The sequence below is a fragment of the Bounagaea algeriensis genome (assembly GCF_054491375.1).
Window position 1 is genome coordinate 3,487,493 of sequence record NZ_CM137102.1, and the last position, 15,380, is coordinate 3,502,872.

The following is a 15,380-nucleotide window of genomic DNA, read 5'->3' on the forward strand; positions in this document are numbered from 1 at the left end:
CATGAGCACTACCGCACGCCCCTCGCCGTCCGTGGAGGACTACCTCCGCACCATCCACGGGCTCGGTGAACGCGGCGCCGCGATCACGAACACGACCGTGGCACAACGACTGGGGCTGAGCCCCTCGTCGATCTCGGGGATGCTCAACAAACTCGCCCAGCTCGGTCTCGTCACCCACGTCCGGTACCGCAGCATCGAGCTCACCGAGCAGGGCCGCGAACTCGCCCACGACGTGCTCCGGCGCCACCGCCTCATCGAGACGTTCCTCGTCGAAGAGCTCGGCTACACCTGGGACGAGGTGCACGACGAGGCCGACACCCTCGAACACGCCGTGTCGGACAACCTCGTCGACCACCTCGCGGCGAAGCTGGGCAATCCCACGCACGATCCGCACGGCGATCCGATCCCCGCGGCCGACGGCACGGTGCACACCCCGCCGAGCCAGCTGCTCGACCAGATCTCCCCCGGAACCGTGGGCACGGTGGCGCGCGTGTGGGACACCGATCCGGAACTGCTGCGGTACCTGACGGACAACGGCCTGACACTGGGCACGCGCATCGAACTCGTGGAACGCCAGCCGTTCGGCGGTCCGCTCGTGGTGCGCGTCGGAGATGCCGACGCGGCCGAGACGGTCTTCCTCGGCACCGAGATCGCCTCGGCGCTGCTCATCGACGTGCACCGGTGAGCGCTGCTCATCGAAGCGCACCGGTGCGGACGGCGCGCGACAGAGCCCGCCCCGCGGCCGGGGTAGGCGAGCCGGTCAAGCGGCCCGGTCAAGCGGCGTCCTCGCTGCGCTCCGCCTCGGCGGTCGCGGGATCGGCGGTCGCGGGATCGGCGCCGTAGATCTGCTCGGCGAGCAGGTGCCGGTGCAGCTCATCCGTGCGGTGCGCGCCGAGCACCGCCAGCAGCAGGTCGAACCGGTTGTTGGTCAACACCACGGTGGCCGCGGCGAAACCGGCGAGCCCGAGCAGCACCAGGGCGATGACGACCCACAGCGCCGCCCCGTCGGCGAGCAGCAGCACGGCCAGCAGCACCACCACGCTGGAAGCGAACACCACACCGCGCGCAACCGTGACCGTGCGCAGCAGCGAGCGGAACGCCGGGTAGTACTCGCACAGGTGACGCACGATGCGGGCACGCTCGCGACGATCGAGCTCGGCGAGCCGGTGCAGTCCCGCAGTGACCGGCTGTGCTGCGCGCGGAGCCATGCCCTCACCCCCACTACGTCCCGGACCTGGCAGTTGATCACGAACTCGCGCGGTGTTCAAGAGCGCGGTGTTCAAGAGCGCGGCAGCGGGGAATTCCGCACCGGCCGGGGTGCACACCGGTCCGACCGGCCCGCGCCGGGATGCGCCATGCTCGACGCCTCACCCGCTCGGGTGTGCGAGCGGTGCCAGTCGTCACGCCACGAGCCAGTACAGCATCATCCAGGCCACGGCGGCCGAGGGCAGCAGCGAATCCATCCGGTCCATCAGGCCCCCGTGCCCCGGCAGCAGGGTGCCCATGTCCTTGATGCCGAGATCGCGCTTCATCAGCGACTCCACCAGGTCGCCGATCGTGGCGCTGAGCACCAGCGCAGCGCCGAAGAGCATGCCTTCCCACCACTGGCCGCCGAGCAGGAAGGTCACGGACAGCGCCCCGGCCAGCAGCCCGACCGCCAACGATCCCGCGAACCCCTCCCAGGACTTCTTCGGGCTCACCCGCGGGGCCATCGGGTGCTGGCCCAACCACGCGCCGGCCGCATAGCCGCCGGTGTCCGAGGCCACCACACCGATCATGAAGCACAGCACCCGGAACGCCCCGTCCTCCGGCCGCACCAGCAGCGCGGCGAACGACGCGAACAGCGGCAGGTAGGCGGCGGTCAGCACGGAGGCGGACACGTCGCGCATGTAGTTCTCCGCACCGGCCCAGAACCGCCACGTCAAGCACGCCAGCACGGTGATCACGAAGCACAGCAGCGCGCCGCGCAGCCCCAGGAACCAGGCGGACCAGAGCATCGCCTGGCCGCCGAGCAGGACCGGCAGCCGACTCACCCGCACGTCCGCACCGCGGCGCAACGCGCCCGCGAATTCCACCGTGGAGATCGCCACGGCCACGGCCACGATCACCACGAACAGGACGCGCACGGTCAGCAGCGCGGCGATGATGCCAGCGCCCAGCAGGACGCCGACGGCGATCGCCGCGGGAAGATCACGACCGGCCCGTTCCGAATGCGAAGACGAGCCCAGCGGTGAACTGGACATTCCGGACTCACCTTCGCGTTGGCCGGTCGTCACCACTCAGACCTCGAGGAGCTCGGATTCCTTGTGCTTGACCAGGTCGTCGATCGTTCCGACGTAGCGCTGGGTGAGGTTCTCCAGCTCCTTCTCCCCGCGCGCACCGTCGTCCTCGCTGACCTGGCTGTCCTTGACCGCCTTGTCGATCTCGTCCTTGACCTTGCGGCGGACGCTCCGCACGCTGATGCGCGCGTCCTCGCCCTTCTGCCGAGCGAGCTTGACCATCTCCTTGCGCCGCTCCTCGGTCATCTGCGGGATCGCGACGCGGATGAGCTTACCGTCGTTGGACGGGTTCACGCCGAGGTCCGAGTTCCGGATCGCCGTTTCCATCGCCTTGAGCTGGCTCTGGTCGTACGGCTTGACCACCACCAGCTGCGCCTCCGGCACGCTGATGCTGGCCAGCTGGTTCAGCGGAGTGGGGGAACCGTAGTAGTCGACCACGATCCCCGAGAACATCGCGGGATTGGCACGGCCGGTGCGAACGGTCGCCAAGTCTTCCTTGGCCACCGTCACCGCCTTTTGCATCTTCTCCTCGCCTTCGAGAAGAGCTTCGTCGATCACGGCTGCTCCTTCGAGTACGGCCACCGGTGGACATGGCAGCTGCCGCCCGCTGCACCGAGCGACCACGAATATCGGTCCTACCCACTCAGGATCGCAGCTGACCTAGGCAGACGGTGCCGCCGGGGTCCGCACCAACGTGCCAATTTTCTCACCGCCCACCGCTCGGGCGATGTTGCCTTCCTGCAGCAGGTTGAACACCAGGATCGGCAGGTGGTTGTCCATGCAGAGGCTGAACGCCGTCGAATCCGCCACCTTCAAGCCCTGCTCGATGACCTCGCGGTGGGTGATGGTCTCGAACAGCGCCGCGTCCGGCGTGGTGCGCGGATCCGCCGAGTACACCCCGTCCACGCCCTTGGCCATGAGCACCACCTCGCAGCCGATCTCCAGCGCGCGCTGAGCGGCGGTGGTGTCGGTGGAGAAGTACGGCATTCCCGTGCCCGCGCCGAAGATGACCACGCGGCCCTTCTCCATGTGCCGCATGGCGCGGCGCGGGATGTACGGCTCGGCCACCTGGCCCATCTCGATGGCCGTCATCACGCGCGTGTCGATCGCGTGCTCCCGCTCGAGGAAGTCCTGCAGCGACAGGCAGTTCATCACCGTGCCCAGCATGGCCATGTAGTCGCCGCGGGCGCGCTCCATGCCCCGCTGCTGCAACTCCGCACCGCGGAAGAAGTTCCCCCCGCCGATGACGATGGCCACCTCGACCCCGTCTCCGACGACCTCGGCGATCTGGCGAGCGACCGCACCGACGACGTCGGGGTCGATCCCCACGTCGCCGCCGCCGAACATCTCGCCGCCCAGCTTCAGCAGAACCCGGCCGTAGCCGCGGTGGGCCGGTTCCTCGTCGCTCACTTGGCATCCTCCTTGCGGTGATCAGCTGACAGCCGCTGCTCGCCGACGAGCAGCCCGTCCCGGTCGGCCCGTGCCCAGCACCTCCGCCGACAGTTCCCGCGCCGGTGGCGAGCTCGCCGGTGACCTCTGGGCGGTGGCGCCCTCGTCGCCGGCAGCGGCGCCCCGTCGGTGACGCCGGGCGACCCGCGAAAGCGCCCCGCCTTGGCGCACAAGGCGGGGCGCCGAACGCACCATGCCAACGCGGGCTTCCCGCCACCCGATCCGCAGCGGGAAGCCGCGCCGCGAGCCCGCAGGACCGGGAACGAACCGGCCACCGCCGGCTCGAAGCCGCTCAGTCCTGGCCGACCTCGAAGCGGACGAAACGGGTGACGCTCACCCCGGCCTCGTCCAGCAGGCCCTTGACGGACTTCTTGTTGTCCTGCACCGCCGGCTGCTCCAGCAGCACCTGGTCCTTGTAGAAGCCGTTCAGCCGGCCTTCGATGATCTTCGGCAGGGCCTGCTCCGGCTTGCCCTCGGACTTGGCGGTCTCCTCGGCGATCCGCCGCTCGTTCTCCACGGTGTCCGCGGGCACCTGATCGCGGTCGAGGTACTTCGGCTTGAGCGCCGCGATCTGCATGGCCGCACCGCGCGCGGCCTCCTCGTCCGAGCCGGTGTACTGCACCAGCACACCGACGGCCGGAGGCAGACCGGAAGCGCGGCGGTGCAGGTAGGTGGCCACCTGGCCGTCCAGGTTCTCCACGCGCCGCAGCTCCAGCTTCTCACCGATCTTCGCGGCCAGGTCCTGCACGGCCTGGTCCACGCTCTTGCCGTCCACCTGCAGCGCCTTCGTCGACTCGAGGTCGGTGGCCCCGGCCTCCTTCACGGCGGCGACGATCCGATCGGCCAGAGCGACGAACTCGTCGTTCTTCGCGACGAAGTCGGTCTCGCAGTTCAGCTCGATTATCACACCGCCGTCGGCCGCCACGAGACCCTCGGCCGTGGAGCGCTCCGCGCGCTTGCCCACGTCCTTGGCGCCCTTGATGCGCAGGTGCTCAACAGCCTTGTCGAAGTCGCCGTCGTTCTCCTCCAGCGCCTTCTTGCAGTCCATCATGCCGGAGCCGGTCATGTCCCGAAGGCGCTTGACGTCGGCCGCGCTGTAGTTCGCCATCGTGCGTGTGTCCGTCCTTTTCCGGAATGTGTAGCGAAGGGAAAAAGATCACGGGCGCCGTCGTGCGCCCGGACATGTGAGTCGTCGCGCCCGCAGGCGCGGGCGCGACGACCGATCAGCGTGCGTCAGGACTGCGCAGCCTGCTGCTCGCCGGCCTGCTCGGCCGACGCCTCGGCGGAGGCGCCCTCCGCCTGGCCGCTCTCCAGCAGTTCCTTCTCCCACTCGGCCAGCGGCTCGCTGCTCTCCTCGGAGCTCTCCGCGGCCGCGCCGTTCTCCCGGCTGCTCCGCGCCATGAGGCCGTCGGCCACACCGTCGGAGACCACGCGGGTCAGCATGGCGGCGGAACGGATCGCGTCATCGTTGCCCGGGATCGGGTAGTCGACCTCGTCCGGGTCGCAGTTGGTGTCGAGGATGGCCACCACCGGGATGCCCAGCTTGCGGGCCTCGCTGACGGCGATGTGCTCCTTCTTGGTGTCGACGATCCACACCGCACTCGGGACCTTGGCCATGTCCCGGATACCGCCGAGCGTGCGCTCCAGCTTCTCCTTCTCGCGGGTCAGCATCAGGATTTCCTTCTTGGTGCGACCCTCGAAACCGCTGGTCTGCTCCATGGTCTCCAGCTCCTTGAGCCGCTGGAGCCGGCGGTGCACGGTCTGGAAGTTCGTCAGCATGCCGCCCAGCCAACGCTGGTTCACGAACGGCATCCCGACCCGCTGGGCCTGCTCGGCGATCGCTTCCTGCGCCTGCTTCTTCGTACCGATGAACAGGATCGTCCCGCCGTGCGCGACCGTCTGCTTGACGAAGTCGTACGCGGTGTCGATGTACGACAGGGTCTGCCGCAGATCGATGATGTAGATCCCGTTGCGCTCGGTGAAGATGTAGCGCTTCATCTTCGGGTTCCAGCGCCGAGTCTGGTGTCCGAAATGCACGCCGCTGTCGAGCAGCTGCTTCATGGTGACGACGGCCATAGCCTGATTCGCACCTCGTCGATCGGGCGCGCCGGAGCGCGCGGGTTTCCGGTTGCCGCGGTGAAACCTGGTCACCGCCCTGGTGCTCCTCGGACCCCGCCCGTGCGCGCACGGGACCGCGGGGATCCGACAGCCCCTTGAGCACCTCCGCGGCGCGAAGGCCCGATCCGCAGCGCAGACCGGGGCGATCCGGGACCTGCGGGCGGAACGCAGCACTCGTCACCGCGGTCGACTCGGGACCGCGCGGAGCACGCGAAGTCAGCTCGCCTTGCGCCACGGCGGCGGCACCGGCCCGCGAAGGCCCACCCCACCTCGTGCGAAGCAGCGGGAAGGTGCGGGACACAGCTAGTGCGGTTCGGTACCGCGGACACCGGACACAGGCGGCCGCGCCCCGAGTGTACTGGACAAGCGGCGGACACCCGATCGCGGACCCGAGTTGTCCACAACGGCGCCACCTGTCCACAACCAGAGCACTGGTCAGTATCGTCGCCGCGCCCTCGCACGCACGCTGAAGGGATGCAACACACCGGCTCACACCCGCCGCAGCGGATCCGCGTCCTGGGCCTGCTGCTCAGCACCCTGCTGCCGCTGGCGGTGGTCCCGCCGCCCGAGCCTGCGCGGGCCGGCACCGGACCCCCGGGGGAAGTCGGAACCGCGGAGGAAGTCGGAGCCGCGGGGAAAACGGCAGCGCCCCCACCCGCGCCGCACCGGACCTCGGCCGAGCGGCACAGCACCGCCTTCGACTGGCCACTGCAGCCGCCCCGACCCGCACGTCCGTTCGACCCGCCGACCACCGAGTACGGCCCCGGCCACCGGGGCGTCGACCTCGCCGGAACGACGGGACAGCCCGTCCTCGCCGCCGCCGACGGGCACGTCGCCTTCGCCGGGCCCGTCGCCGACCGCGGGATCGTCTCCCTCGAACACGCCGGTGGACTGCGCAGCACCTACGAACCCCTCGTGCCGGAAGTTGCCGCGGGCGAGCCCGTCGCACGCGGGGAACGGATCGGCAGGCTGGCACCGGGGCACCCCGACTGCCCACCCGCGCCCACCGCGGCAGCCCACGCACCCCTTCCCCAGACCGAACGGGCGTGCCTGCACTGGGGCGTGCGCCGCGGGGAGACCTACCTCGACCCGATGCGATTGGTGCACCACGTCACGATCAGACTGCTGCCCTGGGACGCGAACGAGAATTGACCGATCGGGACCGTGCCCGCACCGACGTCACCGCCCGGGCGGGCACCTCAGTTCTGCTCGGCCAACTTGCCGCGCAGGCGCAGCACGGCGCGCGTGTGCAGCTGGCACACCCTCGATTCGGTCACGCCGAGAACCTTGCCGATCTCCGCCAGCGTGAGGTTCTCGAAGTAGTACAGCGTCACCACGACCCTGTCGCGTTCGCTCAACCGCTTGACGGCCTCGGCCAACTGCCTCCGGCTGTCCCGGTGCAGCAGAGCGTTCACCGGGTCTTCCGCGCGCTCGTCGCGCAGCGTCTCCGCCAGAGACATCTGGCCGGCGCCACCACCGCCGATCAGGTCGTCCAGAGCCACCACGCTGGTCATCTGCAGTTGCGCGAACAGCTCGCGCAGCTCCGCGACGTCGAGTCCGACTTCCTCGGCAAGCTCCGCGTCCGTGGCCGTGCGCTGCAGACGCGCTTCCAGGCGTTCCAACGCTCGCTCCACATCGCGGGCACGGCTGCGCACCGAGCGCGGCACCCAGTCCAGCGCGCGCAGGTCGTCCAGGATCGCCCCGCGAATGCGCTGCATGGCGTAGGTCTCGAACTTCAGCCCGCGTTCCGGCTCGAACTTCTCGATCGCGTCGACCAGCCCGAAAATGCCCGACTGCACCAGGTCGGAGACTTCCACGTGCGCCGGCAGGCCGGTGCCGACACGACCCGCCACGTACTTCACCAGCGGCGCGTAGTGCAGCACGAGCCGATCCCGCAGGCGCTGGTCACGCCGCTCGCCGAACGCCCGCCACAGGGCCACGATCCCGGCTTCCACATCGTCGTGCGCGGCCACGTGCTCCGCACCGCCATGGCCCGGGCTCCGCACCGCGAAGATGTCGGAATGCGCCCCGTCCGCATCGACGCCACCCAACGCTCCCGTCGAGCGCTCGCGACCGATCCCTCCCGCATCCGCGATTTCGGAGGCGGGGTCGAACCACGCGGCCGCCGCCTTCTCAGCGCCCTCCTCGGTGCGCACGGCAGCACCTCGGCGATCAGCACCGTCAACCGCGCGCTCCGCACCGACCGCACGCCCACCCGATCTGCCGGCGGAACCACCGTCCACCGCATCCGCCCGCACCCCGTCGCCGCCGCGCGGGGAGACGACGCGCTGCCGGCCCGAGTGGCCGTCCACACCGCGGGACGTCGCACGCGCCGGACCCGGCCGCGCGGGCCTCGGATCGGCGCCGCCCCCGGCACTGTCAGGAACGGGGGTGGGTTCGCTCATGAATCGCCTTCAGCCGTTCGACGGTCACATGCGTATAAAGCTGGGTCGTAGCGAGCGTAGCGTGACCAAGCAACTCCTGAACGCTACGGAGGTCCGCACCGCCCTCCAGCACGTGGGTCGCCGTCGAGTGCCGCACACCATGCGGTCCCAGCTCAGGAGCTCCATCGACTGCGTCGAACGCCGCGCGGACGACCCGCCGCACCACGCGGGCATCGAGCCGGCCGCCGCGCACGCCGAGGAACAACGCGGCACCGGAGCCGCTGCGCACGAGCCCCGGGCGCCCCTCGGCGAGCCAACGCTGCACCGCCCGTGCGGCGGGCTGCCCGAACGGGACGTACCGTTCACGACCGCCCTTGCCCCGCACGCGCACCACGCTGCGGTCGCGGTCGACGTCGTCCACGTCGAGACCGCACAGTTCCGACACCCGCACACCGGTGGCGTACAGCAGTTCCAGCAGCGCGTGATCGCGCACCGCGGCCGGATCACCCTGTTCGGCGCCCAGTGCGGCCGTGCGCATGACCTCGCCCGCCTGGTCCGCGCGGGAAACGCTCGGCAACGTGCGCCGCTCCCGCGGTGCCGACAGCCGCGGCCCGGGGTCCGCGGGCAGCATCCCGGCCCGGTGCGCCCACGCGGTGAAGGTGCGCGCGGAGGCGGCCCGTCGCGCCACGCTCGAACGCGCGGTGGTCTCCTCGTGCTGCAGGGCCAACCATCCGCGCAGCGCGTCGAGATCCAGCGCCGCCAGCTGCGCCCCGGGACCGTGCCGGTCGCACAGGTATGACAGCAGCGAGACGACATCGCCGAGATAGGCCCGTACGGTGTGCCCGGACAACCCCCGTTCCGCGGACAGGTGCCGTTCGAACCGGTCCACGGCACCACCCAGTGTCTCCGGCAGCTCCGCACGTGCAGCGCGGAGGTTCGGGCGAGTGGATCGGGAACGCCTGTGGACCATGCGGTCGACGCTCGCGACTTGCCGGGACCGCGTCAAGCACCGCGGATCGGCGCGTCCGTGTCGCCGTGCTCGGCTGCGGAACCCGCCAGGCACCACCCCCAATCGGCGCGCTGGACGAACCCGGCGAGTTCCAGATCCGGCAGCAGAGCCCGCACGGTGCGCAACGGCACGGCCGAATGCCGTGCGACCTCCTCCGCGGCGGTCATCCCGGCTTCGAGCGCGTCGAGCACGTCCCGCGCCTGCGCCGGCAGCAGGTTCCGCCTCGGTCCCGCCGGTTGTCCCGCGGTCTCCTCCCGTCCCGCGGGCGTTTCGGAGTCCGGCCCGGGAACCGCGCCGAGCGGTTCCAACAGCTCCAACAGGTCGCCCGGTCCGGTAGCCAGCACGGCCCGGCCGCTGCGCAGCAGGTCGTGACAGCCGACCGAGTTCTTCGCGGTCACCGGACCGGGCACGGCCATGACGGGACGACCCAGCGTGTCCGCATGATTCGCCGTGTTCATCGCACCGCTGCGGGCCCCGGCCTCGACGACGGCCGCGACCTGGCCTGCCGCCGCGATGAGCCGGTTGCGCACGAGGAACCGGTGCTTGCGCGGTTCCGTTCCCGGTGGGTATTCGCTGAGCACGACACCCTGCTCAGCGATCACCTGCAACAGGCGGCCGTGTCCGGCCGGGTAGTCCCGGTCGATGCCGCAGGCCAGAAACGCCACGGTCCGCCGGTCGGCGCTCAACGCTCCCCGGTGCGCTGCGCCGTCGATGCCGTAAGCGGCACCGGACACCACGGTCCAACCGGCACGCGCCACACCGTGCGCGAGTTCGGCGGCGACATGTTCGCCATATCCCGACGCAGCGCGTGCCCCCACCACCGCGACCGCGCGCTCCAGCAGCACATTCGCTGCTGCCCGCCCACGAGCCCACAGCGCGAGCGGCTCGGACTCGCTGGCCACCCCCACCGCGCGGGCGCGGGCCAGCACGGCGAACGATTCCTCCGGCCACTCGGGGTCCTCCGGCACGAGCAGGCGGGCGCCCGCCTGCTCGGTCGCCGCGAAGATCTCGTCGGCCGAGACCTGCCGGGCGGTGAGGTCCGCACCGACCTCCTCCGGCTCGCGCCCCTGCTCGATCAGCTCCACCGCCCGCACCGGACCGCACTCGGCCACGAACGCGGCCAACGCGGCAGCCGGCGGTTCGGCAGCAGCGGCCAGGTACGCCCGGGCCCGGCGCATCCGCTCGTCGCGCATGCTCATCGTTTCCCCCTACTCGTCCCGTCCACCCGGAGCTCGTCGTCCGGGCCGCGTCATCCACCCGGAGCTCGTCGTCCGGGCCGCGTCATCCACCCGGAGCTCGTCGCCCACCCGGCCCGCGCCACGCACCACCCCTCCAGCCGCGAGGTACCGCTGCCGAGCGGGGAAACCTGGCCGGTCCCACACCGCCCGCTCATCACGGCCCCTTCCGCTCCCTGAAGTCGAGGGCGGCGGAGACGTGCTCGGCCGCGGGACGCTCGCAACCTTCGAGATCCGCCAACGTCCAGGCCAAGCGCAGGCACCTGTCCGCGCCCCGCGCGGTCAGCGCGCCCGTCTCCAACCCGCGGTCCAGCGGAGCGGTCGCCCCGGCGGGCAAGGCGAACTCCCGCCGCAGCGCCGGCCCCGGCACTTCCGTGTTGCAACGCCACCCGTAAGCGGCCCAGCGCTCCCGCGCGGCACCGCGCGCCCGCGCCACGCGCTCCCGCACGACCTCGGTGGATTCGGGATCGGTGTCGACCGTCCGCGCCATCGCCGTCACCGGACGCATCGACACCCGCAGGTCCACTCGGTCCAGCAACGGCCCGGAGAGCTTGCCGAGATAGCGCCGGCGCGCCTGCGGTGGGCACTGGCAGTCGACATCGCGAACGGGTGCGCACGGGCATGGGTTCGTCGCGAGCACGAGCTGGAACCGCGCCGGATACCGAACGGTGCCGTCTCCGCGCGCGAGCCGAACCTCCCCTTCCTCCATCGCTGTGCGCAGTGCTTCCAGCCGCTTCACCCCGAGTTCGCAGGCTTCGTCGAGCATCAGCACCCCTCGGTGGGAGCGGCTGACCGCGCCCGGACGGGCCCACCCCGTACCGCCGCCGATCAACGCCGGGACGGTCAGGGAGGAGTGCGGTGCGGTGAACGGCGGCGTGCGGCTGACGTGTCGCTCGGCCCCGTCGAGACCGTCCATCAGATCACCCGCCGCGGAGCGCACCGCGGTCACTTCGAGTGCTTCCTGCCAGGTCAACTCGGGCAGCAGTCCGCACAGGCGCCGCGCCAGCATGGTCTTGCCGGTGCCCGGCGGCCCGACCATGAGCAGGTGGTGCCCGCCGGCAGCGGCGACCTCGAGCGCCCACCGGGCCTCCGGCTGCCCCACGACATCGGAGAGTTCCGGAGCCGCCTGGCCCGCATCGGGTTCGCAATCCTCGGGTTCGCGCTCCAGTTCGCCGAGTTCACGCAACCACGCCAAGACCTCGTCGAGACTCCTCGCGCCGAGCACTTCCACGTCGTCGACGAGGCGTGCTTCGGCGAGGCCGGAAACAGGCACGACGGCGCGGGTCATCCCTCCCCGCCGCGCCGCGAGCAGCGCGGGCAACAGCCCGGGCCCGGACCGCAGCCGCCCGTCCAGGGCGAGCTCACCGAACAACAGGGTGCCCGACAAGCGGTGCGCCGGCACGCGTTCGGCTGCGGCGAGGACCGCACAGGCCAGTGCCAGGTCGTACGAAGTCCCGGTTTTCGGCAATGCGGCGGGCGACAACGCGAGCGTCACACAACTGTCCGGCCACTTCTCCCCGCAGTTGTGCACCGCCGCCCGCACCCGATTCTTCGACTCCTGCAGCGCGGAATCCGGAAGCCCCAGCAATTGCACGGACGGAAGCCCGCCGGAACGGACGTCGGCTTCGATTTCCACGAGCACGCCGTCGACCCCGAACAGAGCTACCGACCAGGTTTTCCGCAGCATTCAGAACACCCCTTGGAAATGTTTCACGTGCGGAGCCCGGCCTGGCGGCCACAGCACGGCGAGCACGTCGAACCGCACGCAGCATCCGGTGAGTCCTCGCTCGTGCAGCCAGCGGCGGGCCAACGCGCGCACGCGGCGGATCTTGTCCGCTCGAACGCTCTCCTCGGGTGTCCCGTAGTCTGCGCAGGAGCGCGTGCGCACCTCGCAGAACACCACGGCATCGCCGGTACTGGCGATGATGTCCAGTTCGCCGTAGCGGCAGTGCCAGTTCCGCTCCAGGATCGTCAGACCCTGCCGCTCCAGCGTGTGCGCGGCGACGCGTTCCCCTTCCGCGCCGAGTTCGTGGCGCCGGTCGCGTGTGTCGTCATCGGACAGGTTGCCGGTAAAAGCGCTGACCACGGTGCGTCCCTCCCGGATCGGTGATCGTCGTGGTTCCACTGTGCCGGGAGGAGAAGGGTCGCACCACGACGTCCGATCAATCTGTGGACAACTCGCACCCCTGGGGACAACTCGGCTTTTTATCGGAGTTCTCTCACTCTTCCGTGAACCACTATTTGGCGATACTCGCCGACACGCCGGAGAAGGCCATCACGCCGGATAAGTCCGCCACGCTGGAGAAGGCCATCACCTCGGAGAAGTCCGGGCAACGGCATTTCACTGCGCTTACTGGACGCGCAGATTGGCGGCCGTTTGCTTGGCCGCACCGGTTCGTCAGGTAAGCGGCGGAGCCGCTTCCCTTCCGCGCAGGCAGGCCGAGCCGCCGGGGGTTCTCAGGCGTTGCCTCGCGAGGACAGCTCCGAGGGTGCTCCATTTCCGCTGTTCGGGGCGGGTGGCCGGGGGCAGCTGGGAAGCGCCTGAGGTTCTCCCACCCGATTCACAATGCCAGCCAAACCGCGGACTCTCTCACGTACACGCGGGAACTCACGCGGTCGCGGCAGGAGGCGTGCTCAGCAGCCAGCGGGCCCGGTCGACGCACGCACGACCGCGCCGCGGCGGCTCCCCCAGGGGCGCCACCGCGGCGCGATCCTTCGAACATCGAACCCGCTCGAACCCGCTCGAACGCCGCAAGCGCTGATCGCAACGGTCGGAGGGACGTCACCCGCCGAACGGGCCGCCCTCGGGCAGCCGCAGATCGGGCTTGTCCAGCTCCTCGACGTTGACGTCCTTGAACGTGATCACGCGAACGTTCTTGACGAAACGAGCGGGGCGATACATGTCCCACACCCACGCGTCCGACATGGCGACCTCGAAGTACACCTCCGAATCGGAGTTGCGCACCTGCACATCCACCGCGTTCGCGAGGTAGAAGCGCCGCTCGGTCTCGACGACGTAGGTGAACTGCCCGACGATGTCGCGGTACTCCTTGTAGAGTTGCAGCTCCATCTCGGTTTCGTACTTCTCGAGATCCTCGGCGCTCATCGCTCTGCGGGCCCTTCCCCGTTACCGATCGGACGACTTGCCATCATTCCTCCACGCTACCCGTGGAAGCATCGAGCAAACCGGGTTTTCCCAACACGTGACGCGGACAGCGGACACCGGTCCGCCGAGCCGCGTCCACCACGTTCGCGTACGACCACCGGTGGTGGGCGCACGGACCGAGCTCGACCAGCCGGGCAGTGTGCGCCGGGGTGGTGTAGCCCTTGTGCTCCGCGAAACCGTACCCGGGACGTTCCCGGTCCAGCTCCGCCATGATCCGGTCGCGCGCCACCTTCGCCAGCACCGACGCCGCGGCCACGCACGCGGCCACGAGATCCCCCTTGACCACGGCCACGCTCGGCGAGGGCAACCCCTGCACACGGAAACCGTCCGTGAGCACGTAGCCGGGGTCCACGGACAACCGGGCGACCGCGCGGCGCATCCCTTCGAGGTTGCACGCGTGGATACCGCGCGCGTCGACCTCCTCGGCCGATACGACCACGGTCGCAAGACTCCGCGCCCGCTCGGTGATGCGATCGTGCAGCCGTTCCCGTTCCTCTGGGCTGAGCACCTTGGAATCGGTCAGACCGTCGAACCGCCGCGCGTCACCGGGTCGCAGCATGCACGCCGCCACGACGAGCGGCCCCGCGCACGCCCCGCGACCGGCTTCGTCGACACCCGCGACGGGGCCGAGTCCGGTCCGGTCCAGCGCGCTCTGCAGCGCCCACGTTCCGCTGTCACGACGGATCACCGCACGCGGTGGCCACGCTCCCGGCTTGCGGTCCGCCGTCGAAGCCACCCTCGCCAACGTCAGTACCGCTCCCGCTCCCGTGCCGCTCTCGCTTCCGCGGTCACTCCGCGCGTCACCACGCCACCAAGCCTACGACCCGCCCACACGGTCGGGAACGCCGCAGCGACTCCCACGGCCGGCGGGACACCCCGCTGCCAGGCCGGTGCGCTCAGAGCCTGGGAGGACTGCTCCTGCGGATTCGGCTCGGGCACACCCTGCCAGCGGGTCGGTGGCAGCACGATGACCTGCGCCTTGCCGATGACGTTGTCCACCGGCACGGCGCCGTTCACACCGCCGCCGCCCTGCAGTCGCGAGTCGGCCGAGTTGTTGCGGTTGTCCCCCATCACCCAGAGGTGCCCGGGCGGAACCGTCACCGGTTCGAACGACCGCTGCTGCGGTTCACCCTGCCAGTGGATGTAGGGCTCGTGGAGCGGCTCGCCGTCGACCACCACCCGGTTCTGCGGGTCGCAGCACTCGACGGTCTGCCCTTCGGTGGCGATGACGCGCTTGACGAAGTCCTTCTCGCTGGGCGAGCCGAACCCGATCAGCGACCCGAGGTAGCGGACGGCGCCCACCACCGGGTTCGTCGGTTCCGAACTGCTGACCTCGCCCTGGACCCAGGGCTGCGGACCGCGGAAGACGACCACGTCACCCGGCTCCGGGGAGCTGAACCGGTAGGTGACCTTGTCCACGAGCACCCTGTCGTTGTTGCACCCGGGGCAACCGTGCAACGTCTCTTCCATGGACTGCGACGGGATCAGGTAGACCCGCGCCAGGAACACCTGGATGAGCACCGTCAACACCAGGGCGGTACCGATGAGGATCGGCAGCTCGCGCCAGAACGAGCCCTTCTTGGCTTTCTTCCGCCTCTTCCGGCTCGACCGGTCACGCGCGGGATCTTCTCGCTGCGAGCCCTGCTCGTCGGACTCGGCGGGTTCCTCGGGACCGGTCGGTCCACCGGAGCGCATCACATCGGCCACCGGGCCAGGCTACTGGACCGGACGGGACCGCGA

The 15,380-nt window shown here is 70.4% G+C and carries 16 protein-coding genes; 2 read left to right on the plus strand and 14 right to left on the minus strand.

The genetic code is table 11. The features are described from left to right. Position 1: 1 nt before the first annotated feature. On the plus strand, positions 2-685 hold the full coding sequence (locus ACVGV2_RS15880) for a metal-dependent transcriptional regulator (RefSeq protein WP_459163148.1): 684 nt from the start codon (positions 2-4) through the stop codon (positions 683-685). An 88-nt stretch (positions 686-773) separates the two neighbouring features. Here the strand turns inward: ACVGV2_RS15880 and ACVGV2_RS15885 are convergent, their stop codons facing one another. From ACVGV2_RS15885 to rpsB, 6 genes are all read right to left on the minus strand, one after another. Continuing rightward, positions 774-1,208: a hypothetical protein gene (locus ACVGV2_RS15885; protein WP_459163149.1), complete on the minus strand. Its 435-nt coding sequence runs from the start codon at positions 1,206-1,208 to the stop codon at positions 774-776. 192 nt (positions 1,209-1,400) lie between these two features. Next, on the minus strand, positions 1,401-2,243 hold the full coding sequence (locus ACVGV2_RS15890; protein ID WP_459163150.1) for a phosphatidate cytidylyltransferase: 843 nt from the start codon (positions 2,241-2,243) through the stop codon (positions 1,401-1,403). A gap of 36 nt (positions 2,244-2,279) precedes the next feature. Then, positions 2,280-2,837: a ribosome recycling factor gene (frr, locus tag ACVGV2_RS15895; protein ID WP_459163151.1), complete on the minus strand. Its 558-nt coding sequence runs from the start codon at positions 2,835-2,837 to the stop codon at positions 2,280-2,282. A 102-nt stretch (positions 2,838-2,939) separates the two neighbouring features. Further along, positions 2,940-3,689: a UMP kinase gene (gene pyrH / locus ACVGV2_RS15900; protein ID WP_459156884.1), complete on the minus strand. Its 750-nt coding sequence runs from the start codon at positions 3,687-3,689 to the stop codon at positions 2,940-2,942. 331 nt (positions 3,690-4,020) lie between these two features. After that, the gene (gene tsf / locus ACVGV2_RS15905) at positions 4,021-4,836 is read right to left on the minus strand and encodes a translation elongation factor Ts (protein WP_459163152.1); all 816 of its coding nucleotides are present in this window, start codon (positions 4,834-4,836) and stop codon (positions 4,021-4,023) included. 125 nt (positions 4,837-4,961) lie between these two features. After that, positions 4,962-5,804, minus strand: coding sequence for a 30S ribosomal protein S2 (gene rpsB / locus ACVGV2_RS15910; RefSeq protein WP_459163153.1), 843 nt, complete (start codon positions 5,802-5,804; stop codon positions 4,962-4,964). Positions 5,805-6,320: 516 nt separating this feature from the next. On the opposite strand from rpsB, the gene ACVGV2_RS15915 reads away from it, so the two are divergent. Then, positions 6,321-6,998 carry a M23 family metallopeptidase gene (locus ACVGV2_RS15915; RefSeq protein ID WP_459163154.1) on the plus strand — a complete coding sequence of 226 codons (678 nt, stop codon included), beginning with the start codon at positions 6,321-6,323 and terminating at the stop codon, positions 6,996-6,998. 47 nt (positions 6,999-7,045) lie between these two features. Here the strand turns inward: ACVGV2_RS15915 and whiG are convergent, their stop codons facing one another. The 8 genes from whiG to lepB all read right to left on the minus strand — a co-directional run bounded on the left by whiG (position 7,046) and on the right by lepB (position 15,347). Then, positions 7,046-7,861 (minus strand): RNA polymerase sigma factor WhiG, encoded by an 816-nt coding sequence (gene whiG, locus ACVGV2_RS15920; protein ID WP_459166020.1) that lies wholly within the window; start codon positions 7,859-7,861, stop codon positions 7,046-7,048. Between the two features lie 364 nt (positions 7,862-8,225). Next, positions 8,226-9,200, minus strand: a complete 975-nt coding sequence (locus ACVGV2_RS15925) for a tyrosine-type recombinase/integrase (protein WP_459163155.1) — start codon at positions 9,198-9,200, stop codon at positions 8,226-8,228. A gap of 32 nt (positions 9,201-9,232) precedes the next feature. Then, positions 9,233-10,438, minus strand: a complete 1,206-nt coding sequence (gene dprA / locus ACVGV2_RS15930; RefSeq protein WP_459163156.1) for a DNA-processing protein DprA — start codon at positions 10,436-10,438, stop codon at positions 9,233-9,235. A 193-nt stretch (positions 10,439-10,631) separates the two neighbouring features. Then, a complete protein-coding gene (locus ACVGV2_RS15935; RefSeq protein ID WP_459163157.1) occupies positions 10,632-12,161 on the minus strand; it encodes a YifB family Mg chelatase-like AAA ATPase in 1,530 nt (509 codons plus the stop codon). Next, entirely contained in the window at positions 12,162-12,560 is a 399-nt protein-coding gene (locus ACVGV2_RS15940; protein WP_459163158.1) for a YraN family protein, read from the minus strand. 696 nt (positions 12,561-13,256) lie between these two features. Continuing rightward, entirely contained in the window at positions 13,257-13,580 is a 324-nt protein-coding gene (locus ACVGV2_RS15945) for a DUF2469 domain-containing protein (protein WP_459156893.1), read from the minus strand. 43 nt (positions 13,581-13,623) lie between these two features. Continuing rightward, positions 13,624-14,376, minus strand: coding sequence for a ribonuclease HII (locus ACVGV2_RS15950; RefSeq protein WP_459163159.1), 753 nt, complete (start codon positions 14,374-14,376; stop codon positions 13,624-13,626). 11 nt (positions 14,377-14,387) lie between these two features. Beyond that, positions 14,388-15,347, minus strand: coding sequence for a signal peptidase I (lepB, locus tag ACVGV2_RS15955; RefSeq protein ID WP_459163160.1), 960 nt, complete (start codon positions 15,345-15,347; stop codon positions 14,388-14,390). Positions 15,348-15,380: the final 33 nt, after the last annotated feature.